The organism is Mesorhizobium sp. M8A.F.Ca.ET.165.01.1.1, assembly GCF_004792065.1.
Lineage (GTDB): Bacteria > Pseudomonadota > Alphaproteobacteria > Rhizobiales > Rhizobiaceae > Mesorhizobium.
This window is the reverse complement of sequence record NZ_SRTH01000003.1, coordinates 265,057-283,579: the sequence shown is the minus strand read 5'-3', so window position 1 is coordinate 283,579 and position 18,523 is coordinate 265,057. Positions and strand designations below refer to the sequence as shown.

The 18,523-nt window shown below is 63.7% G+C and carries 20 protein-coding genes; 10 read left to right on the top strand and 10 right to left on the bottom strand.

Translation table 11 applies throughout. From position 1 onward, the window contains the following. Nucleotides 1-32: 32 nt before the first annotated feature. Together EN808_RS10630 and EN808_RS10625 are read left to right on the top strand one after the other, a co-directional pair. Complete coding sequence (locus EN808_RS10630) at nucleotides 33-494, top strand: helix-turn-helix domain-containing protein (RefSeq protein WP_127872685.1); 462 nt, start codon at nucleotides 33-35, stop codon at nucleotides 492-494. A 116-nt stretch (nucleotides 495-610) separates the two neighbouring features. Then, complete coding sequence (locus EN808_RS10625) at nucleotides 611-1,651, top strand: zinc-dependent alcohol dehydrogenase family protein (protein ID WP_135915747.1); 1,041 nt, start codon at nucleotides 611-613, stop codon at nucleotides 1,649-1,651. A gap of 3 nt (nucleotides 1,652-1,654) precedes the next feature. On the opposite strand, the gene EN808_RS10620 is transcribed toward EN808_RS10625, so the two are convergent. Beyond that, entirely contained in the window at nucleotides 1,655-2,545 is an 891-nt protein-coding gene (locus EN808_RS10620; protein ID WP_135915746.1) for a DMT family transporter, read from the bottom strand. A 106-nt stretch (nucleotides 2,546-2,651) separates the two neighbouring features. Here EN808_RS10620 and EN808_RS10615 point away from each other — a divergent pair, with 106 nt between their 5' ends. Further along, nucleotides 2,652-4,055: a PLP-dependent aminotransferase family protein gene (locus EN808_RS10615; RefSeq protein WP_135915745.1), complete on the top strand. Its 1,404-nt coding sequence runs from the start codon at nucleotides 2,652-2,654 to the stop codon at nucleotides 4,053-4,055. Between the two features lie 4 nt (nucleotides 4,056-4,059). Here EN808_RS10615 and EN808_RS10610 read toward each other — a convergent pair whose 3' ends face one another. Next, nucleotides 4,060-4,950, bottom strand: coding sequence for a LysR family transcriptional regulator (locus EN808_RS10610; RefSeq protein WP_135915744.1), 891 nt, complete (start codon nucleotides 4,948-4,950; stop codon nucleotides 4,060-4,062). A 131-nt stretch (nucleotides 4,951-5,081) separates the two neighbouring features. Between EN808_RS10610 and EN808_RS10605 the strand changes: the two genes are divergently transcribed. Then, nucleotides 5,082-6,539 (top strand): MFS transporter, encoded by a 1,458-nt coding sequence (locus EN808_RS10605; protein WP_135915743.1) that lies wholly within the window; start codon nucleotides 5,082-5,084, stop codon nucleotides 6,537-6,539. A 142-nt stretch (nucleotides 6,540-6,681) separates the two neighbouring features. On the opposite strand, the gene EN808_RS10600 is transcribed toward EN808_RS10605, so the two are convergent. The 3 genes from EN808_RS10600 to EN808_RS10590 form a co-directional block, all read right to left on the bottom strand. After that, nucleotides 6,682-7,179 carry a MaoC family dehydratase gene (locus tag EN808_RS10600; RefSeq protein WP_127280148.1) on the bottom strand — a complete coding sequence of 166 codons (498 nt, stop codon included), beginning with the start codon at nucleotides 7,177-7,179 and terminating at the stop codon, nucleotides 6,682-6,684. Between the two features lie 257 nt (nucleotides 7,180-7,436). Next, entirely contained in the window at nucleotides 7,437-7,865 is a 429-nt protein-coding gene (locus EN808_RS10595; protein ID WP_135915742.1) for a phasin family protein, read from the bottom strand. A 104-nt stretch (nucleotides 7,866-7,969) separates the two neighbouring features. Further along, the gene (locus tag EN808_RS10590; protein WP_135915741.1) at nucleotides 7,970-9,265 is read right to left on the bottom strand and encodes a DUF445 domain-containing protein; all 1,296 of its coding nucleotides are present in this window, start codon (nucleotides 9,263-9,265) and stop codon (nucleotides 7,970-7,972) included. A 271-nt stretch (nucleotides 9,266-9,536) separates the two neighbouring features. Here EN808_RS10590 and rirA point away from each other — a divergent pair, with 271 nt between their 5' ends. Further along, the gene (rirA, locus tag EN808_RS10585) at nucleotides 9,537-10,001 is read left to right on the top strand and encodes an iron-responsive transcriptional regulator RirA (RefSeq protein ID WP_127278767.1); all 465 of its coding nucleotides are present in this window, start codon (nucleotides 9,537-9,539) and stop codon (nucleotides 9,999-10,001) included. Between the two features lie 31 nt (nucleotides 10,002-10,032). Here the strand turns inward: rirA and EN808_RS10580 are convergent, their stop codons facing one another. From EN808_RS10580 to hemP, 5 genes are read right to left on the bottom strand one after another with little or no spacing between them, the layout of a single operon-like run. Continuing rightward, a complete protein-coding gene (locus tag EN808_RS10580; RefSeq protein ID WP_135915740.1) occupies nucleotides 10,033-10,821 on the bottom strand; it encodes a heme ABC transporter ATP-binding protein in 789 nt (262 codons plus the stop codon). 26 nt (nucleotides 10,822-10,847) lie between these two features. After that, a complete protein-coding gene (locus EN808_RS10575; RefSeq protein ID WP_135915739.1) occupies nucleotides 10,848-11,948 on the bottom strand; it encodes an iron ABC transporter permease in 1,101 nt (366 codons plus the stop codon). A gap of 5 nt (nucleotides 11,949-11,953) precedes the next feature. After that, nucleotides 11,954-12,862 carry a hemin ABC transporter substrate-binding protein gene (locus EN808_RS10570; protein WP_135915738.1) on the bottom strand — a complete coding sequence of 303 codons (909 nt, stop codon included), beginning with the start codon at nucleotides 12,860-12,862 and terminating at the stop codon, nucleotides 11,954-11,956. Between the two features lie 10 nt (nucleotides 12,863-12,872). After that, nucleotides 12,873-13,934: a hemin-degrading factor gene (locus tag EN808_RS10565; protein WP_135915737.1), complete on the bottom strand. Its 1,062-nt coding sequence runs from the start codon at nucleotides 13,932-13,934 to the stop codon at nucleotides 12,873-12,875. A gap of 23 nt (nucleotides 13,935-13,957) precedes the next feature. Next, nucleotides 13,958-14,164 carry a hemin uptake protein HemP gene (gene hemP / locus EN808_RS10560; RefSeq protein WP_027051401.1) on the bottom strand — a complete coding sequence of 69 codons (207 nt, stop codon included), beginning with the start codon at nucleotides 14,162-14,164 and terminating at the stop codon, nucleotides 13,958-13,960. 200 nt (nucleotides 14,165-14,364) lie between these two features. On the opposite strand from hemP, the gene EN808_RS10555 reads away from it, so the two are divergent. The 5 genes from EN808_RS10555 (at nucleotide 14,365) to EN808_RS10540 (ending at nucleotide 18,518) form a co-directional block, all read left to right on the top strand. Further along, nucleotides 14,365-16,554 carry a TonB-dependent hemoglobin/transferrin/lactoferrin family receptor gene (locus tag EN808_RS10555; RefSeq protein ID WP_135915736.1) on the top strand — a complete coding sequence of 730 codons (2,190 nt, stop codon included), beginning with the start codon at nucleotides 14,365-14,367 and terminating at the stop codon, nucleotides 16,552-16,554. A gap of 6 nt (nucleotides 16,555-16,560) precedes the next feature. Then, nucleotides 16,561-16,998, top strand: coding sequence for a hypothetical protein (locus EN808_RS10550; protein WP_135915735.1), 438 nt, complete (start codon nucleotides 16,561-16,563; stop codon nucleotides 16,996-16,998). Between the two features lie 172 nt (nucleotides 16,999-17,170). Continuing rightward, on the top strand, nucleotides 17,171-17,506 hold the full coding sequence (locus EN808_RS36970) for a hypothetical protein (RefSeq protein WP_245525054.1): 336 nt from the start codon (nucleotides 17,171-17,173) through the stop codon (nucleotides 17,504-17,506). A 323-nt stretch (nucleotides 17,507-17,829) separates the two neighbouring features. Next, nucleotides 17,830-18,144: an energy transducer TonB gene (locus tag EN808_RS36965; protein ID WP_245511792.1), complete on the top strand. Its 315-nt coding sequence runs from the start codon at nucleotides 17,830-17,832 to the stop codon at nucleotides 18,142-18,144. A gap of 59 nt (nucleotides 18,145-18,203) precedes the next feature. Beyond that, entirely contained in the window at nucleotides 18,204-18,518 is a 315-nt protein-coding gene (locus tag EN808_RS10540) for an antibiotic biosynthesis monooxygenase (RefSeq protein ID WP_127872698.1), read from the top strand. The last annotated feature ends 5 nt before the right edge of the window (nucleotides 18,519-18,523 follow it).

Genomic DNA, 18,523 nt, shown 5'->3' with positions numbered 1-18,523 from the left:
ACCAAAATGACCGATCTGGACCAACCATTGCCATGGTGAAACGAACGAGCCACCAGAGTGCGGACTGCCTGATCGCACGACCGCTCGACGCGATTGGCGACTGGTGGTCACTGCTCATCGTGCGCGACGCGTTCGACGGATTGCGGCGCTTCGGCGAGTTTCAGAAGAGCCTCGGCGTCGCCAAGAACATCCTGTCGGCGCGGCTGCGCAATCTGGTCACGCACGGCATCCTGGAAACAGTTCCTGCGCCCGACGGCAGCGCGCACCATGAATATGTGCTGACGCAAAAAGGACGCGGCCTGTTCTACGTGCTGGTCGCGTTGCGCCAATGGGGCGAGACCTATTTCTCCGGCCCCGGCGAGCCCTACACATTCATGGTGGATACCGAGAGCGGCAGGCCGATAAAGCGCCTTGAAGTGCATGCCGAAGACGGTCGTCTGCTAGCCCCCGGCGACACCAGGCTTGCCGATTTCCGCAACCAGGAAAACAGGTAAACGTCGTTCCTTGGTTCGGCGGAGCGGCCATCCTGGTGGAATCGATTTCCGCTTGACCGGACAAGGAATCGGCTATCTTTCCGGTGACACATGCCGTCTCAAGGGTGGAGTGACCGATGAAAGCCGTCGTCTTCGAAAAATTCGGCGAAGCGCCGACGATCCAGACCGTGCCCGATCCGAAGCCGGCTGCCGATGGCGTCGTCATCAAGGTCGAGGCGACCGGGCTGTGCCGCAGCGACTGGCATGGCTGGATGGGCCATGATGACGGCATCACCCTGCCGCACGTGCCGGGACATGAACTGGCCGGCGTGGTTGTGGCGGCCGGCAAACAGGTCACCCGCTGGAAGGCGGGCGAGCGCGTCACCGTGCCGTTCGCCGTCGGCTGCGGCCGCTGCTTCGAATGCAACTCCGGCAATCACCAGGTCTGCGAGCATCAGACACAGCCTGGCTTCACCGGCTGGGGCTCGTTCGCCGAATATGTCGCTATCGAGCACGCCGACACCAATCTGGTGCGCCTTCCCGACGAAATGGAATTCGCCACCGCCGCCAGCCTCGGCTGCCGTTTCGTCACCTCGTTCCGCGCCATCGTCGACCAGGGCCGGGTGAAGCCTGGCGAATGGGTGGCGGTGCATGGCTGCGGCGGCGTCGGCCTGTCGGCGATCATGATCGCCAGCTCGATGGGCGCCAATGTCATCGCCATCGACCTCACTGACGAGAAACTGGACTTCGCCAAAAAGATCGGCGCCGTGGCGACCATCAACGCGTCCACGACGCCGAACGTCGTCAAGGCCGTCAAGCAGATCACAAATGGCGGCGCCCATATGTCGATGGATGCGCTCGGCCACCCCACGACGTCCTTCAACTCGATCGCCAACCTGCGCCGGCGCGGACGTCACGTGCAGGTCGGCCTGATGCTGGGCGAGCACGCCCGCCCCCAGGTGCCGATGGACAAGGTGATCGCCTTCGAGCTCGAAATCCTCGGCAGCCACGGCATGCAGGCCTATCGCTACCCCGCGATGATGGAGATGATCCGCCACGGCAAGCTGAAGCCCGAACTGCTTGTCGGCAAGAAGATCAGCCTCGACGAGGCGCCCGCGGCCTTGATGGCGATGGGCGGTTTCGAGGGCATCGGCATCGGCGTGGTGACGAAATTCTAGGAGTCACGCGGCGGCGCACCTTGGCAAATCCTGCTTGGCGAATCTCTTCGCGCCGAACACGCAAAGCACCACGCCGAGTGTAACGACGATCATCAGCGGACTGACCTGTTCATGCAGCAGCGTCGCCGCCAATGCGAGCCCGAAAAACGGCTGCAGCAGCTGCAACTGGCTGACCGCCGCAATGCCGCCCTGCGCCAGGCCGCGATACCAGAAGACGAAGCCGATCAGCATGCTGAACAGCGAGACATAGCCAAGACCGATCCAGGCATTGGAGCCAACGCTGGCGAAGGACGACGGCAGGGTCGCAGAAGTCAGCACCAGCATGACCGGCAGGGACAGCACCAGCGCCCAGCAGATCACTTGCCAGCCACCGAGCTTGCGCGACAATGCTGCCCCCTCGGCGTAGCCAAGGCCGCACGCGATGATGGCCGCAAGCATCAGCCCATCGCCGACTGGCGAAGCCGTCACGCCTTGCGCAAGCGCGAAGCCCGCCACCAGCGCACTGCCGAGGCATGAGAACAGCCAAAAGGCCGGCCTTGGCCGTTCACCGCCGCGCAACACGCCGAAGATCGCGGTCGCCAGCGGCAGCAAGCCGACAAAGATGATGGAATGGGCCGAAGTGACATGCTTCAGCGCGAGCGCCGTCAGCAAGGGGAAGCCGACGACCACGCCAAGCGCAACGATGATGAGCGACAGCAAGTCATGACGCGCGGGGCGCTTCTCGCGGAACACAAGCAGCAAGGCGAGACCGAGCAGGCCGGCTATGAGCGCGCGGGCCGATGTCAGGAATATCGGATCGAGATCCATCACCGCCACGCGCGTCGCCGGCAACGAGCCGCTAAAAATCAGCACACCGATAAATCCGTTCACCCAGCCGCTCGCCGTCTTGTCCATTGCAGGCTCCATTGCTTTCGCCCTCTATCGTGCGAACGCCCGTGGTGCGGCCAGAGACAATGGGGTACAATTCGATGAAACTGTAATGGCGAATTGAGCAGTACGGATGACAGACCTTGCTTTGGAACCCGACGGCGCACGCACCCGTGTGGAGAGTGTGATGGCGACCATCCGTCAGCGGATCGCCGCGCGCAGCCTGACACCGGGAACCCGGTTGCCGTCTATCCGTGCCTTCGCGAAGTCCATGCAGGTATCCAAATCCACCGTCGTCGAAGCCTATGAGCGGCTCGCCGCCGAAGGCGCGATCCGCTCCCGGCCGGGTTCCGGTTTTTATGCCGCCGGCTCGCTGGCGCCGCTGTCTTTGGCCGAGATCGGTCCCCGGCTCGATCGTGCCGTCGATCCGCTCTGGGTTTCGCGCCAGTCGCTGGAGGCTGGCGAGGAAGTCCTGAAACCCGGCTGCGGCTGGCTGCCGGCTTCATGGATGCCACAGGCCGGGCTCCGCAGGGCATTGCGCACGGTCGCGCGTGCCGACGATGTCGCGCTTGCCGACTACGGCACACCGCTCGGACTGCCGCCGCTGCGGCAATTGCTGGCGCGGCGCATGGCCGGGCACGGCATCGAAGCTTCGCCCGAACAGATCATACTGACGGAATCGGGCACCCAGGCCATCGACCTGCTGTGCCGGTTCCTGATCGAGCCCGGCGACACCGTGCTGGTCGACGATCCCTGCTATTTCAATTTCCACGCTTTGCTGCGTGCCCATCGCGCCAAGGTCGTCAGCGTCCCCTACACGCCGTCGGGGCCGGATATCGAGCTGTTCGCCCAGACGCTCGCCGAACACCGGCCGCGTCTCTACATCACCAACTCCGCCATTCACAATCCGACCGGCGCGATCCTGTCGCCGGTGACGGCCCATCGTCTGCTCAAACTGGCCGACCAGTCGGGCCTGACCATCGTCGAGGATGACATCTTCGCCGATTTTGAACATGCCCCTGCCCCCAGGCTGGCGGCGTTTGACGGCCTTAGCCGCGTTGTCCAGATCGGCAGTTTCTCCAAGACGCTGTCGGCGTCGGTCCGCTGCGGTTTCATCGCCGCGCCCCGCGACTGGATCGAGGGCCTGGCCGATCTCAAGATCGCCACGACTTTCGGCGGCGGACGGCTGGCGGCCGAACTTGTGCTGACGCTGCTGAAGGACGGCAGCTACCGCAAGCACATGGATTTGCTGCGCGCGCGCCTCTCGCGTGCCATGGGCGAGACCAGCGCCCGGCTGAAGGCGATCGGCATCACGCCGTGGATCGATCAGCCGGCCGGGCTGTTCCTGTGGTGCGGCCTGCCGGACAGGGTGGACGCGGCCGACGTCGCCCGCCGCGCGCTCGCCGACGACATCGTTCTGGCACCCGGCAATGCGTTCAGCCTGTCGCAGTCAGCCAGCCGCTTCCTGCGCTTCAACGTCGCCCAGTGTACGGACGCGCGGATTTTCAAGGTGCTCGAAACGGCGATGGCGCGCTGATCGGTCAGCGACCCGCACAGACTTCCCGCACGCAGTCCCGCAGCCAGCGTTGCGCCGGGTCGGCATCGAGGCGCGGATGCCAGAGCATGGAGATAGTGACGTCCATGGTGGCGACCGGCAGCGCAAAACTGTGCATGCCGGCGCGCGCACCGGCCGTATGCCGCTCGGGCACGCTGGCGATCAGATCCGAGGCGCGCGCCATCGCAAGTGCCGCCGAAAAACCAGAGACCATGCACACGACCCTCCGCTGCAAGCCAATCATGCCCAGGGCCTCGTCGATCGGCCCCTTCTCGCGGCCGCGTCGCGAAACGCTGATGTGCCGGCCGGCCGCATAGAGCTCGGGCGTCACCTTGCCCTCGGCCAGGGGATGGTCGGCTCGCACGGCACCGATAAAGCGGTCGCGAAACAGGGCCTGGATGCGCACTTCGGGTCCGGTCTCGCCGACAACGCCGATTTCCAGGTCAATCGCCGCTTCACGCAGCGACATCGCGTCCTTGTCGGACTTCGGTGCGAAACGCAGCCGCACACCCGGCGCATCGGCCTCGATGCGGGCGACGAGGCGAGGCCCGAACTCCTCGACGAAACTTTCGTTGGTGCGCATTGTGAAGATCCGGTCCAGGCTCCGGGGATCAAGCAACTCGGTCGGGCGCAGGAGCACCTCCGCGTCCTGGACGACACGGCCGACCTGTCGCCGCAATTCCTCCGCACGCGGCGTCGCCACCAGGCCGCGCCCGGCGCGCACCAGCAGAGGATCGCCCGTTGCCTCGCGCAGCCGCGCCAGCGTCCGGCTCATCGCCGAGGGGCTGAGCCGCAGGCGGTGCGCCGCGTGCGCCACGCTGCCTTCGGCCAGCAGGACGTCGAGGGCAAAGAGGAGATTGAGATCGGGCGATGTCATGGATCGATCATAGCATATGATATGGCGTCCGACGCACGAATAAGATGCAAATGCTGCGCCTTCCGCCGCATCAGACACAAGACTAGATCTCCGGCAGCTCCGGTTCCGGAGCAGACAGAAAGGAGATCGCCTTGGCAGTCGTTGAGCAAAATCGGGAACTGATATCGGCGCCGCGACAGGCCCAGCCCGCCGGCTTGGCGCTGGCGAGCCTGGCGCTCGCCACGCTGCTATCCTCATTGGGAACCAGCATCGCCAGCGTCGGGCTGCCTTCGCTGATGCAGGCTTTCAATGCATCGTTCCAGGCCGTGCAATGGGTGGTTCTCGCCTATCTGCTCGCCATCACGACGCTGATCGTCAGCGCAGGGCGGCTGGCCGACATGTTCGGGCGTCGGCCATTGCTGCTTGGCGGCATCGCGCTGTTCACGCTGGCATCGGTGCTCTGCGGCCTGGCACCAACACTCTGGCTGCTGATCGCGGCGCGCGCCATGCAGGGACTTGGCGCCGCGCTGATGATGGCGCTGACACTGGCCTTCGTCGCGGAAACCGTAAGCAAGGAGCGAACCGGCAGCGCCATGGGCCTGCTCGGCGCCATGTCCGCGATCGGCACGACCCTCGGGCCTTCGCTTGGCGGCTTGTTGATCGCCGGCCTCGGCTGGCGGGCGATCTTTCTTGTCAATGTCCCGCTTGGCCTTCTGACCTTCGCTCTCGCCTGGCGTGCCTTGCCGGCGCGCGGCGGAACAATGGAGACCGGTCAAGGCACGTTTGACGTCACGGGCACCGCCCTGCTGGCCCTTACCTTGGGCGCCTATGCCCTGGCATTGACGCTTGGCCGAGGCAATTTTGGCGTGCTCAATCTGGGCCTGCTGGTCGCGGCCGGTATCGGCGTCATGGTGTTCGCCATCGCGCAGGCGAAGGCGAAGGCGCCCCTCGTCCAACTCGCCCGCTTCCGCGACCCGCGGCTGAGCGCCGGCCTCGCCATGAGTCTCATCGTCGCCACGGTGATGATGGCAACCCTGGTGGTTGCTCCGTTCTACCTGTCGCGCGGGCTGGGATTGAATGCCGCGATGGTTGGAATGGCGCTTTCGACCGGGCCGCTTGTCTCGACCCTGTCGGCGTTGCTGGCCGGCCGGCTGACCGATCGCTTCGGTGCCCATCGGATGATGGTCGCCGGCCTGCTCTGCCTCGCCACGGGAACGTTGCTCCTGTCGCTCGCTCTGACCAGGCTCGGCATTGCCAGCTACGTCGCTCCAATTACCGTCACCTGCTTCGGCTACGCCCTGTTCCAGACCGCCAACAACGCGGCCGTCATGGGCGGTGTAAGCGCAAACGAACGTGGCGTCGTTTCCGGTCTGCTCAACCTGTCGCGCAATCTTGGTCTCATCACTGGCGCGTCGCTGATGGGTGCCATATTCGCGATCGCATCGAGTAATGCACAGCAAGGGATCGGGCAGCAGCTCTTGAGTTCCGCGGCGGCGGCCCAAGGCATGCAGATCACCTTCCGGGCAGCCACGGCCCTGGCCCTGGCCGCGCTGGTCCTTGCGGTGCTCTCCGCCCGCGCCGACCGCCGAGCGGAACCCAACCGGCGTTGAACCGCAATCGTTTGACTGCTCGCCTTCGCCGCCCCTCCTTCACGACCTTCATCCTGCCCATGTGGGTGATGGCCTTAGGCATCGTCTTTGCCGGAACTGTTACGGCCAATGAAATGACGCGAGGGGCCTGGCGGACCGCCGTTCAGGCCCCTGCCCGTTTGCGGCGTTCGTAAAGCATGACGAGCGTTTCAGCCATCAGCGCCGGCTTTTCCTCGCCTTCGATCTCGACCGTGTTGGCTGCCTTCATAAGATACTGGCCTGGGCCACGGTCTTCCATGGAAAGCAGCGTCGTGCGCAGGCGGATGCGCGCGCCGACCCTGACCGGCGCCAGGAAACGCACCTTGTCGAAACCATAGTTGAAGGCGGCCTGCGTATTCTCGGGCACGATCCCCATTTCGAGGGCCAGCGCGCCGATGATCGACAACGTCAGATAGCCATGCGCGATCGTGGTGCGGAACGGGCTTTGCCGCCGCGCCCTTTCAGGATCGACGTGGATCCATTGATGGTCGCCGGTGCATTCGGCGAACTGGTTGATGCGGTTCTGATCGACCGTGGTCCATTCCGAGACGCCGAGTTCCTGGCCGGACATCGTTCTCAGCTGTTCGTAGGTTGGCGGCGTTTTAGGCCGTACTTCCGTCATTCCTGCTTTCCCGATCGCTTCCAGAGCTTCCGGACCACGAACCGGCGGCCTCTGTCAATTCGTTCCGCGCAAATCCGTTCCGCCGGATTCGAACACACTCGTGCCATGCCTTGCCACGCAATGGCAGGCCCGAACCGGATTTTTTGACCTTCCAGCTTGCCGGGAGCTTATGCCGTGGCGCTAATGCAACTATGTGCGATATTGCGGAATCGCCAACCGGCGTGCCGGATAGAGGGCGAAACGACAGCCGATGGGATTCACTTCTGCCCGTAGCCGGCGCGGACCTCCTCCATCGCCTCCTTGATGCGCGCGCGCAGGATTTCGATCGATTCGGTGCCTGATTTCCTGGCCAGTTCAGCCACTTCACCGGCGTTCTTGAGCGCGGCCTCGAAGGATTTTCTGGCAAACTCCGTCTGCTTGGCCATGAGCTCCTGCGGATTGCCCGGTGCGCGGTAGGCCTGCGCCATGTCGGCGACCTCCCGCAACGTGTCCTGCAGCATTTCGCGCTGCCTCGACAACAGCGAGGTCGCTCCGGCGGCGCTCGCCCGCGCCGATTTCTCCAGCGCTTCAAGGTTCTTGCGATGATGGGCAAGGATCGCCTCGACATCGACGTTGGGCACCTTCAGGTCACGGCCGAATCTGCCGAACATCTCCATGAAGGAATCGGATTCTGCTTGTCTGGCCATGACCGTCTTCTCCCCTTTGCCGCGGTTGCGGACGCCCTCGGCGGGAGAATAGCACTCGAACGCCGTGTGTCCATTTCGAACGCACGCCTGGCTATCGATACGGATCAATTGACCGGGAGCAGCAACTCGATCGTATAGAGCACGATGCCAGCCAGCCCGCCGATGATCATGCCGTTGAAGCGGATATATTGCAGGTCCCTGCCGATGTTCATCTCGATCAGGCGTGTCAGTTGCGCCAGGTCCCAGCGCTTGACCTGGTCGGCGATGAATTTCGAGACACCGCTCTTCTGGCTTTCCACGAAGGAGGCCAACGCCACCACGAATCCTTGGTTCATGTCGGCCCGGATCTGGGCATCGCCGGCAAGATGGCGGCCGACTTCGACGAACATGTTGGCGAGATGCTCCCGGACAAGCGAATTCGGCGCCTTGGCATCCTGCTCGATGAACAGGCTGAGGCTCTCCCACATGTCGCCGGCCAGCGCCCTGACTTCGGGTCTGGCAAGGAACTCGCGCTTCATTTTCTCCGCTCGCTCGGCATATTGCTTGGACGTGCGCAGCCGCTCGACGAAACTTTGCGCGAAACGGTCGAATTCGGCGCGCATCGGGTGGTCGGGATCGGCACGCACTTCGTCCAGCAGGGAGCCCGCCGAGGCGACGATCTTCTTCAGGAGGTAGGCATCGGCGCGAAACAGGTTGAACAGCGACGGCAGTTCCTCGCGGATCTTGTCGCGCATCGTCGCCAGCGCCTGTTCGTCGTTGAGGAACCGGCCGATGACCTTGATGAGCTCGTCGAACAATTTCTGGTGGCGGCGATCGTCGGTGAGCGCCGACAAGAGTTCGGCGGCCAGCGGCGCCAGCGGCACCTTTTCGATCTGCTCCAGCATGCGGCTGGTGACGAAACCGCGCAGGCCCGATTGTTCGACGGCCGCAAGCGTACGCGGCACCAGCCGCACGACGAAGCGCGACAGGCCGGCGGCGCGTTCGGCATCGGCGAGCCAATCGGCGACGAGCGCCGAAAAATCGACCTCGGCGAGTTTTTCACGCACAGGTTCCGGCGCCAGGAAATTAACCTCGATGAAACGGCCGAGATTGTCGGCGATCCGATCCTTGTTTTCCGGGATGATGGCGGTGTGCGGGATGGGCAGCCCGAGCGGCCGTTTGAACAGCGCCACCACCGCGTACCAGTCGGCAAGGCCGCCGATGGTTGCCGCCTCGGCGAAGGCGGCGACGAAGCCGAGCCACGGGTAGCTGGCCTGGAAGGACTTGGCCAAGACAAAGACCAGCACGCAGAGTGCCAGCGCCGCCGTGGCGACGAACTTTGTCCGCCGCAGTGCCGAAAGCTTGGCGCCCGCGTCGGCGTCGAAACGGACAGGCGCCAGCGACTGGGCCGATTGAGACATATGAGCCGCTCCTCGTCGATCCCAGGCTATTTAGTGCGTCGGTCGTCAAAATGCCCGCGACAGCCAATTTTCTCAGCGTTTCGCCTAGCCACGCACATAAAGTTGACGAGAATATTCAGCTATAATGCGAAGCCAGTCTGGAATTATTCCAAGGTATAGGCCATATTCGACCGAGGCCAGCGCGGCGACTCCGAAAATCCGGGTGAAGCCGCGCTGGCAAAGTTCCAGACTCTGGCATGGTTGCACCGCGCCAGCGCTTTGTGAGGATGAAATGCGGCTTACCCGCCAAACCAACTATGCCATGCGCATCCTGATGTATTGTGCCGCCAACAATGAACGGTTGAGCCGCATCCCGGAAATCGCGACCGCCTATTCGGTGTCGGAACTGTTCCTGTTCAAGATCCTGCAGCCTTTGGTCGAGAACGGCCTGGTCGAGACTGTCCGCGGCCGGAACGGAGGGGTACGGCTGGGCCGCGCCGCCGAAGCGATAAGCCTGTTCGATGTTGTGCGCGTGACCGAGGAAAGCTTTGCCATGGCGGAGTGCTTCGAGAATGACGCGGCCGAATGCCCGCTGGTCGACAGCTGCGCATTGAACTCGGCGCTGCGCGAAGCGCTCAACGCCTTCTTCGCCGTGCTTGCCCGCTACACGATCGCCGATCTGGTGGCGGCGCGGCCGAATGTGCGCAACCTGCTCGGTATCGACATGCTGATGGAGCGCCGCGCCCCGGCAGCTTGATCCTGCGCAGGCCGGGCCGAAGACCGCAGATCTAGGCTGCCGATTGCGGCAGCACGAATGGCATGTTGCCGGCCGGCAGCACGCCGACCTTGAGCCGGCAGTCGAACACATTCTCGATCAGATCGTCACTCAGCACGTCCCGCGGCGATCCGGCCGCGGCCAGCCGGCCGCGATGCATCACGAAGATGCGGTCGGCGAACATCGCCGTCAGATTGAGGTCGTGCAGGATCGCGACCACGCCGCCGCCTCTTCTGGCGAAGTCGCGGGCGATGTTCATGATGATCAGCTGATGCTTGATGTCGAGGCTGGAAACCGGTTCGTCGAGGAAGAGATAGCGCGGGCCGCCGTGAAGCACCGGCGCCCAGACCTGGCACAGCACGCGGGCAAGCTGGACACGCTGCTGCTCACCACCGGAAAGCTCCTGGTAGAAACGACCGGCAAAACCGTCGAGATCGACCCGCGCCAGCGCCCGCTCCGGCAGCCGCGCATCTTCGCCCGGCAACACACCCGAGCGGCCGCCGACAAGGCCAAGCCTGACGATCTCGCGCACGGTGAAGGGAAAGGACAGGGTCGTTGCCTGAGGCAGCACCGCTCGCACTGTCGCCGCCTCGACCGGCTTCATCTTCGACAGCTCGCGACCGTTGATAAGGATCCGTCCGGTATGGACGAGATCCCCCGACATCGCCTTGAGAAAGGTCGTCTTGCCCGATCCGTTGGGGCCGACGATGGCCGAGATTTCACCTGGCCTGACTTCGAAATCGACGTTGGCGACAATGCGCTTCTTGCCGATCACCACAGAAACGTCGCGGGCTTCGATCATGAAACACTCCTACAGGGTCTCAAATCTCACAAATCGATCACGCCACGCTTGCGCAGCAGGATCCACAGGAAGAACGGTGCGCCAGCGACGGCGGTGACGATGCCGATCGGCAACTCTGCCGGCGCCACGATGGTGCGGGCCACGGCATCGGCGAGCATCAACAGTGAGGCGCCGAGCAGCGCCGAGGCCGGCAGCAGGTAACGATTGTCCGGGCCAATCAGCAGGCGCAGCAGGTGCGGCACGACGATGCCGACGAAACCGATGCCGCCGCTGACGGCGACGGACGCCCCGACCGCCGCCGAGACACCAATGATGGCTGTGTATTTCAGCCGCTGCACCGGAATGCCGAGATGGCCGGCGGCGGCCTCGCCGAGCGCCAGCGCGTTGAGACCCCGGGCAAGGAACGGCATCGCCGCGAGTGCCAAGACGATGATGGGCCCGACGGAAGCGATCTTGGCCCATGTCGCACCACCGAGCGATCCCAGTGACCAGAAGGTCAGATCGCGCAACTGGCGATCGTCGGCCATGAAGATGAGGATTCCGGTCAGCGCCATGGCAAGTGCAGCCAGGGCGATACCCGCGAGCAGCATGGTGGCAACAGAGGTTTGCCCGCGTCGCGTGGCGACCTGATAAAGCACCAATGTGGTGGCGAGGGCGCCGAAGAATGCCGCAAGCGGCAGCGCGAGCGTTCCGAGCAATGCGGTCACCGGTGCCAGCATGGTCCCGCCCAGCACGATGATGGCCACCGCGCCGAGGCTGGAGCCGGCTGAAACGCCGATCAGTCCGGGATCGGCGAGCGGATTGCGGAACAGTCCCTGCATGACGGCGCCACAGACAGCGAGAGCCGCACCCACCAGCATGCCGAGGATAACGCGCGGCAGGCGGATGTCATGGACGATCAGGCTGTCACGGGCGTTGAGTGCCGCATCGCCGGGGATGGTGCCAAAGAGCCAATCCCTGATGACGTTCAAGGCGGATGCGTCCGACGCCCCGGATGTGAGCGAAAGCAAGACTGCGACCGCCAGGCCCAGGCACAGCATGAGGATGACGGCACGGGCGCGGCCGGAACGATCCCCTTCGGATGCACCCATCGCCTTCACCGGACCGGCGATCGACTGGTCGGCCATGATGCTCAGTCCGTGACCTGTGCGCCATAGAGCGACACTGCGAGATCGTGGATCGCGTCGGCCGTGCGCGGTCCGAAGCCCAGAAGATAGGCGCCGTCGATGCGGATCAGCTTGCGCGCTGTTCCGGCCGGCGTCGAGGCGATGGATGGATTGCCGAACAATTCGTCGTCCGAGACCGGCGGCCCGGCATTGCTCATCATCAAGATCACGTCCGGCCTGGTGGTGATGATCGCTTCGTCGGACATTTGCTTGTAGCCGGAAAAGCCTTCCACCGCATTGACCCCGCCCGCCAGCTTGACCATGCCGTCGGCCGCGGTTTCGCTGCCGGCCGCCAGGATCTTGCCACCCTGTATCGAGAGAACGAACAGGACGCGCTTGCGCTCCTTGATCGAGGCTGTCTGCTTTTCGGCGGCCGTGAGTTTGGCATCGAGCGCCTTGGCCAACACCTCGGCCTTGGCCTCGACCCCGAGCGCCTTGCCGACAATGCGGACCTTCTGGAGGATGCCTTCGCGGCTGTACAGTTCGGGCACTTCGATGAATGGAATGCTCGTCTTCTTTAGCACGTCGACGGCTTCCTTGGGGCCGCTGCCGTACAATGCCAGTATGCCTGTCGGATTGACCGACAAGACGCCTTCCGGCGACAGCTGGCGCATGTAACCGACATCAGGCAGGTCGAGCGCGGCTTTTGGAAAATTGCTGGTGGAATCGCGAGCCACCAGATGCTTTTCCTCTCCAAGCGCATAGACGATCTCGGTGATGGACCCGCCGATGGCGGCGATCTTCGAAGGATCGGCGAAGACCGAAACGCCTTCGTTGGCGCCGGCCGGCTGCATTGCGGCGAAAGCCAGGGCAAGGCCGATCGCGGAACCGATCATCGATCCGCACAGGGCGGACAGTCTCGACACAAAACTCATTACACTGTCCTCAGGCTGCCGTCGGGCTTGGAATGCGCGGCAGGTGCTCGGCCAGGAAGCGCCAGTCGTCGCGCTCGCTTTCGCCTTCGTGGCGCTTGCCGAAGAACTGGAGGATCATGTCGCCATTGGCGGCATAGATCTCGAGTGAGGTGACATGGCCGTCCCTGGTCGGCTTGCGCACCGCCCATACCTCATGGATGTGGTCGGTTCGCAGATGCAGATGAAAGGTCTCGTCCAGCACGTTGATCCACGGTCCCATCGGCTTGATCGACTTGACCGGGCCGGAATGGATCTGGATGCAGCCGCGGTTGCCCACAAAGCACATGATCGGCATCTCGCTTTCGGCGGCGTGATTGAACATGGCGCGCACCGCGTCATTGTCGAGCAGCCAGGCGTAGTCCTGGCCGACCATGCGCACCGCCTGGCGGCGGCTGAGCTTCAACGTCTTCAGCATGCCGAAGAACTGGTGCACGTCCGTCAGCCGGCTCCAGCGGTCACGCAGATCGTCCAGGCTCGCAGTCGATGTCCCGGCCTCGCTTTCCTCGTCGAGAACGGGTCCTGAAATCTCGATCGTCGGCCCCTGGTTCGGTGATTCCAGCGAGGCGACCAGCTTCTGGTAGGCATAGAGGCTGGAGGCGGGGCGCAGATGCACCTTGTGCACCGCCTCGCCGGAAGCATCGAAGAATTGCAGGCTGCGGCGGATGTCGTCGCCGTCCCGCTTTTCCAGGGCGAAGCCATGCGCCCAGATTTTCGGGAAGATGCGCAGGTCGATGTTCTCGCCAAGCACCATCGCATTGTGATTGCCGGTGACGACCTTGTCGTAAACGCCGATCTTTTCGTGCACGGCGCTTTCGTTGCGGGTCAGCGCCATCACCTCGCCAACGGCCTCTAGACCGGTCAGAAGGTCATTGACGCGCGGCTCGATGCGAATGACGCCATCACCGCAATGCGCGGCCACCAGCTCGGCCTCCGAAATGCCGAGCTGGCCGGCCAGATCACGCTCGCGCGCTTTCGGATTCTCGGTCCGTGCCCGCCGGATTTCATGCGGAGCGGGTTTTACGCACTGGTCCATGTCCTTACCCCTGATGCCTTGCCTTACTTGTTGAGAATGAGCTTGCCCTGGCGGGTGATCTTCAGCCGGTAGAGCGCCCCATGATGTTCGATGCCGATCTCGTGCTCGCCCTGGAATAGGGTGTTGCTGGACAGCGTTCGCACCGCCAGCGGAATCCGATCGAAACGGGCGGAGGCATCGTCGGAACGGCGGACGCGATAGCGAAAATCGTTGGGATTATGCGTGTTCATCTGGGTCGATCCCTTTCCTGTGCCGGGCATCTGGCTAGGCGTTGCGAAATTGCCGATTCATTTCTTGACTCGAATAATCATGTTTACTAGTCAGTGCAATACCGGACTAAATGAGTCAACATTTAAGATGCCGGATACGATCAAAAATGCCAGCAAGCCCCAGGCCAGCCAGCATGGAACCTGGGATTTGGAGTTGGGGCATGGGGTCGATGAATTGGGAACGGCGCGGCCGGGCGACGGCGAACGGCGCGGCGGCTTTACTCGCGGGCGTGGCGGCGATCGCCTTGTCCGCGCTATCGGCGCACGCCCAGCAGGCAACGCAGCCGGCGGGCAAGCAACCGGATCAATCGAAGAAGACTGACCAGGAAAAAGCAACTCCCGCGGGCGCGACGCTGCTCGACAAGATCCTGGTGCTCAGCCGCACCGGCGAAACGGCGATCGAATCGCTGGCCTCGGCCAGCCATGTCGACCAGGAACAGCTCGACCGCCGCATGGCGACGACGCCAAACGAGATGCTTTTCGGTGTGCCCGGCGTCGCCGCACAGGCGGACGCCAGGCGCGTCAGCACCAGCATCAACATCCGAGGCCTGCAGGATTTCGGCCGCGTCGCTGTCATCGTCGATGGCGCGCGCCAGAATTTCCAGCGTTCCGACCACGGCACGCAGTCGACCTTCTACATCGATCCCGAGCTCGTCAAATCCGTCGACGTGATCCGTGGCCCGGTCGCCAACACCTATGGCTCGGGCGCCATTGGCGGTGTCGTCTTCTTCGACACCAAGGATGCCCAGGATTTCCTCAAGCCTGACGAGAGCTGGGCCGGTTCCGTCACCGGACGCTACGAGAGCAACGGCAAGGGCTGGACATCAAGCGCATCCGGCGCTTATCGCGTCAGTGAGAACTGGGAGGTGCTGGGCAACATCGTCTACCGCGACTACGACAACTACAAGGACGGCGACGGCGACACCGTCAACGGCACTGGTTTCGACGTGCTGAGCGGCCTGCTCAAGACCACCATCCGGCCGACCGAGAACAGTGAGCTGAAGCTTGGCTGGGTCGGATCGAGCGACGGCTGGGACGAGACCAGCGGCGGCGTGCCTGTGAATGATATCGACCTGAAGTCGAACACGTTCACGGCCCGCTACAACATCACGGACGAAGACAAGAGCTGGCTCGATCTCCACATCAACACCTCCTACAACAAGACCCATCTCGGCCTGACCAGTCTTGTCCCGCAGAACCGCTTCGATCCGGTGACCGGTCTTCCCGTGGTGCTGCCGGCAGGGTCACAGTCGACTTTCGATGTCGGCACGACCGGCATCGATATCTGGAACACCTCACGGTTCGAGACGAGCGGCATCGCGCATGAATTGAGCTATGGTGGCGACTGGGTCGGCGACGATGTCAAGACGGGCGGCGCGGCCGGCGGCGACAGCTTCTACACGCCTTCGGGCAAGCGGAATGTGTCGGGCGCCTACGTCCAGGACAAGCTCACCTGGGACTGGCTCGAAGTCATCGCCGGCCTGCGCTACGACAGCTACAGCCTGAAGAACGACACGCACGATATTTCCGGCGACGGGCTATCGCCGCGCGTCACGGTCGGTGTCTCGCCTTTCGAGAGCGCCGGCCTTGCCGGCCTGCAATTCTACGGCACCTATGCGGAAGGCTATCGCTCGCCCTCGATCACGGAAACTCTGATCAGCGGCAACCATCCGGCAGGCGTCAGCTTCCCGTTCCTGCCCAATCCAAATCTGCGGCCTGAAACCGGCAAGACGACCGAATTCGGCGTCAACTACAAGCAGAACGACATCTTCGAGGCTGGCGACGCCTTGCGCCTGAAGGCAGCCTATTTCAACAACGATGTCGACGACTATATCGACGGCGTGACGCTGTCCCCGTTCGCCCCAGGCAGCGGCTGCCCCTTCGGCCCCGGCATCCCGATCTGCTTCCAGTATCAGAATTTCGCCAAGGCCAGGATCAACGGTGTCGAGCTGGAAGGTGTCTACGACGCGGCGTGGGGCTATGCCGGCCTCTCGGCTTCGATCACAAAAGGCCACACAGTTTCCTACAAGGGCGTGGAGGCCGACCTCGCCACCATTCCCTCCTCTCAGGTCACCGCTCAGCTCGGTTTGCGTTTCCTCGAGGACAAGCTGACCGTCGGGGGCGAAGTGCAGTACAACGGCAAGCCCAAGGGCAATGCGGTGGCCACCGACTATACGCTGGTCAACGCCTTTGCCAGCTATCAGGCGACCGACGATCTGAAGGTCGATTTCCGCGCCGACAACCTGTTCGACGTCAAATACGCCAACCCGCTGAATGGCGGCACGACGGTCGCCGTCTATGAACCCGGCATCACGCTGAAACTGGCGGCAACCATGCGATTTGGAGGCTGATCCATCATGACGAGCTTGACGACATCGCTTCGTCTGCTGACCTCGGCGCTGGCGATGTCGCTTGCGATGGTTCCGGCGTGGGCTGAGCAGTCCGCGCCGGTCCTGACCCTCGAACTCAATGCAGCGCAGCCTTCCGACAAGGGCTGCCGCCTGACCTTCCTGGTCAGCAACAATCTCGGCGCCGACCTCACCAAGGCGGCGTTCGAGATCGCCCTGTTCAACGAGGCCGGTATCGTCGACCGGCTGACCGTGCTCGACTTCAAGGACCTGCCGGCCGGCAAGACCAAGGTGACGCGCTTTGACCTGGCCGGCACTGACTGCACCAAGGTCAGCCGCGTGCTGATCAACAGCGCCACGGAATGCGCCGGCACCGGCGTCGAGCCGGCCGCCTGCATGCGCAAGCTGAAGACGGACACCAGGACCGGCATCGCTTTCGGAGTCTGAGGGCGGCGGTGGGACTGGAACTCGACTTGGCACGACATATGGTGGCCCGGCCCCTGGCCGGCCTTCCGCTGTTTGAGCCAGTCCATCTTGATTTGACAATGACGCCTGGGCCGCTGCATTTTCCGCCGCGCGACATGCAGGAATCAGTCCCCTCCGCGACGCCGGCGACGAGTTGGCCATCGTGCCGGCCGAGCCGCTTGCCCAGACACGGCCGCCGGCCGGCAACGGCAAGTGGGCAACGGCGATCGCCATCTCCGGCCTGCTCCATGCCGCGGTAGCGGCGGCTTTTCTGGTCTCACCTGCCGGCACGCTTGTTTCCAGGGAGACGGAGCAATCGGAAGGCGGCGATCACACAGGCGACAAGGTAGCCGGCAGTGCGCTGGACAAGGACCCGACGGCAATGAATGTCACGTTGGTGCCGAGCCAGCCGCCGGCCAAATCACATCAGGCAAAGGCAGCCAGGCCGGCGCCGCCGACGGAACCTTCGCGGCCCACGCCGACGCTGTGACACAGGATCGCGAGCCCGCCCGGGACGCCGCGAAGCAGGCTTCGGAGCCCTCGCAGGAACCGGCCAAACAGCCAATGGTGACACCCGACATACTGGTGACGGCAAAACCCCGCCCGGACGACCAGAGCGTGGCCGCCAGGAACGAAACGCAGGCGCAGCCGAGCGCCCAGGCCGAAACCGTCGAGATGCCTGTCGCCGCTCCCGATCACCCGCCGACCCCCTATGCAAGGCCGACTCCGGCGGCCGCGCCTGCGACAGCTGCAGCGGCGGATGAACGGAGCGGTACGGCCGACGGCCAGGATCGGCCGGCGCAAGCGGCCAGCATGGGCAAGAGGCAGAAAGAGGCCGGCAGCGCCGCGGAAGACAGCTACCGCGGCGACGTCTTTCGAAAGCTCGGCAGCGTCAATCGAACTCTCCCGCCTTCGCTGCAACTGGCCGCGCGAAACAATGCGGTTGTGGCATTCGCCATAGGCAAGAAGGGCAATATAGATCAGTTGCGTATTCTGGAAAGCTCGGGATCGAAGACTTTCGATGAGGCCGCGCTTGGCATCGTGCGCAAGGCTGCTCCCTTCCCTCCAATTCCGCCACAGGCCGCGAATCCGGGTTTGGAATTCGAGGTTGGGATCGGCCCGTTCTAAGATGTGAGCAGCACAAACGTTGCGGCGCCAACCATCAACATCCGCAGGAAAGGGACCCCATGTATATCGCCATGAACCGCTTCAAGGTGCAGACCGGCTCCGAGGCCGATTTCGAAGCCGTGTGGAAGAACCGCGATTCCAGCCTTGCCGAGATGAAAGGCTTCCGGGAATTCCATCTGTTGCGCGGCCCGGCCAACGAGACCGAAGGCTACACGCTGTTTGCCTCGCATACGGTCTGGGCGAGCCACGCCGACTTCGTCGCCTGGACCAAATCGGAGAACTTTCGCGCCGCCCACCGCAATGTCGGCACGACAAAGGTCCATTATCTTGGCCACCCGCAATTCGAGGGTTTTTCCGTCGTCGAAGGCGCGTAAGTACC

Excerpts from the sequence above, each read along its gene's own strand:
- EN808_RS10630 (WP_127872685.1), top strand. The coding sequence starts at position 33 with ATGGTGAAACGAACGAGCCACCAGAGTGCGGACTGCCTGATCGCACGA.
- EN808_RS10625 (WP_135915747.1), top strand. The coding sequence starts at position 611 with ATGAAAGCCGTCGTCTTCGAAAAATTCGGCGAAGCGCCGACGATCCAG.
- EN808_RS10620 (WP_135915746.1), bottom strand. The coding sequence starts at position 2,545 with ATGGACAAGACGGCGAGCGGCTGGGTGAACGGATTTATCGGTGTGCTG.
- EN808_RS10615 (WP_135915745.1), top strand. The coding sequence starts at position 2,652 with ATGACAGACCTTGCTTTGGAACCCGACGGCGCACGCACCCGTGTGGAG.
- EN808_RS10610 (WP_135915744.1), bottom strand. The coding sequence starts at position 4,950 with ATGACATCGCCCGATCTCAATCTCCTCTTTGCCCTCGACGTCCTGCTG.
- EN808_RS10600 (WP_127280148.1), bottom strand. The coding sequence starts at position 7,179 with ATGACGGAAGTACGGCCTAAAACGCCGCCAACCTACGAACAGCTGAGA.
- EN808_RS10595 (WP_135915742.1), bottom strand. The coding sequence starts at position 7,865 with ATGGCCAGACAAGCAGAATCCGATTCCTTCATGGAGATGTTCGGCAGA.
- EN808_RS10590 (WP_135915741.1), bottom strand. The coding sequence starts at position 9,265 with ATGTCTCAATCGGCCCAGTCGCTGGCGCCTGTCCGTTTCGACGCCGAC.
- rirA (WP_127278767.1), top strand. The coding sequence starts at position 9,537 with ATGCGGCTTACCCGCCAAACCAACTATGCCATGCGCATCCTGATGTAT.
- EN808_RS10580 (WP_135915740.1), bottom strand. The coding sequence starts at position 10,821 with ATGATCGAAGCCCGCGACGTTTCTGTGGTGATCGGCAAGAAGCGCATT.
- EN808_RS10575 (WP_135915739.1), bottom strand. The coding sequence starts at position 11,948 with ATGGCCGACCAGTCGATCGCCGGTCCGGTGAAGGCGATGGGTGCATCC.
- EN808_RS10570 (WP_135915738.1), bottom strand. The coding sequence starts at position 12,862 with ATGAGTTTTGTGTCGAGACTGTCCGCCCTGTGCGGATCGATGATCGGT.
- EN808_RS10565 (WP_135915737.1), bottom strand. The coding sequence starts at position 13,934 with ATGGACCAGTGCGTAAAACCCGCTCCGCATGAAATCCGGCGGGCACGG.
- hemP (WP_027051401.1), bottom strand. The coding sequence starts at position 14,164 with ATGAACACGCATAATCCCAACGATTTTCGCTATCGCGTCCGCCGTTCC.
- EN808_RS10555 (WP_135915736.1), top strand. The coding sequence starts at position 14,365 with ATGGGGTCGATGAATTGGGAACGGCGCGGCCGGGCGACGGCGAACGGC.
- EN808_RS10550 (WP_135915735.1), top strand. The coding sequence starts at position 16,561 with ATGACGAGCTTGACGACATCGCTTCGTCTGCTGACCTCGGCGCTGGCG.
- EN808_RS36965 (WP_245511792.1), top strand. The coding sequence starts at position 17,830 with ATGGGCAAGAGGCAGAAAGAGGCCGGCAGCGCCGCGGAAGACAGCTAC.
- EN808_RS10540 (WP_127872698.1), top strand. The coding sequence starts at position 18,204 with ATGTATATCGCCATGAACCGCTTCAAGGTGCAGACCGGCTCCGAGGCC.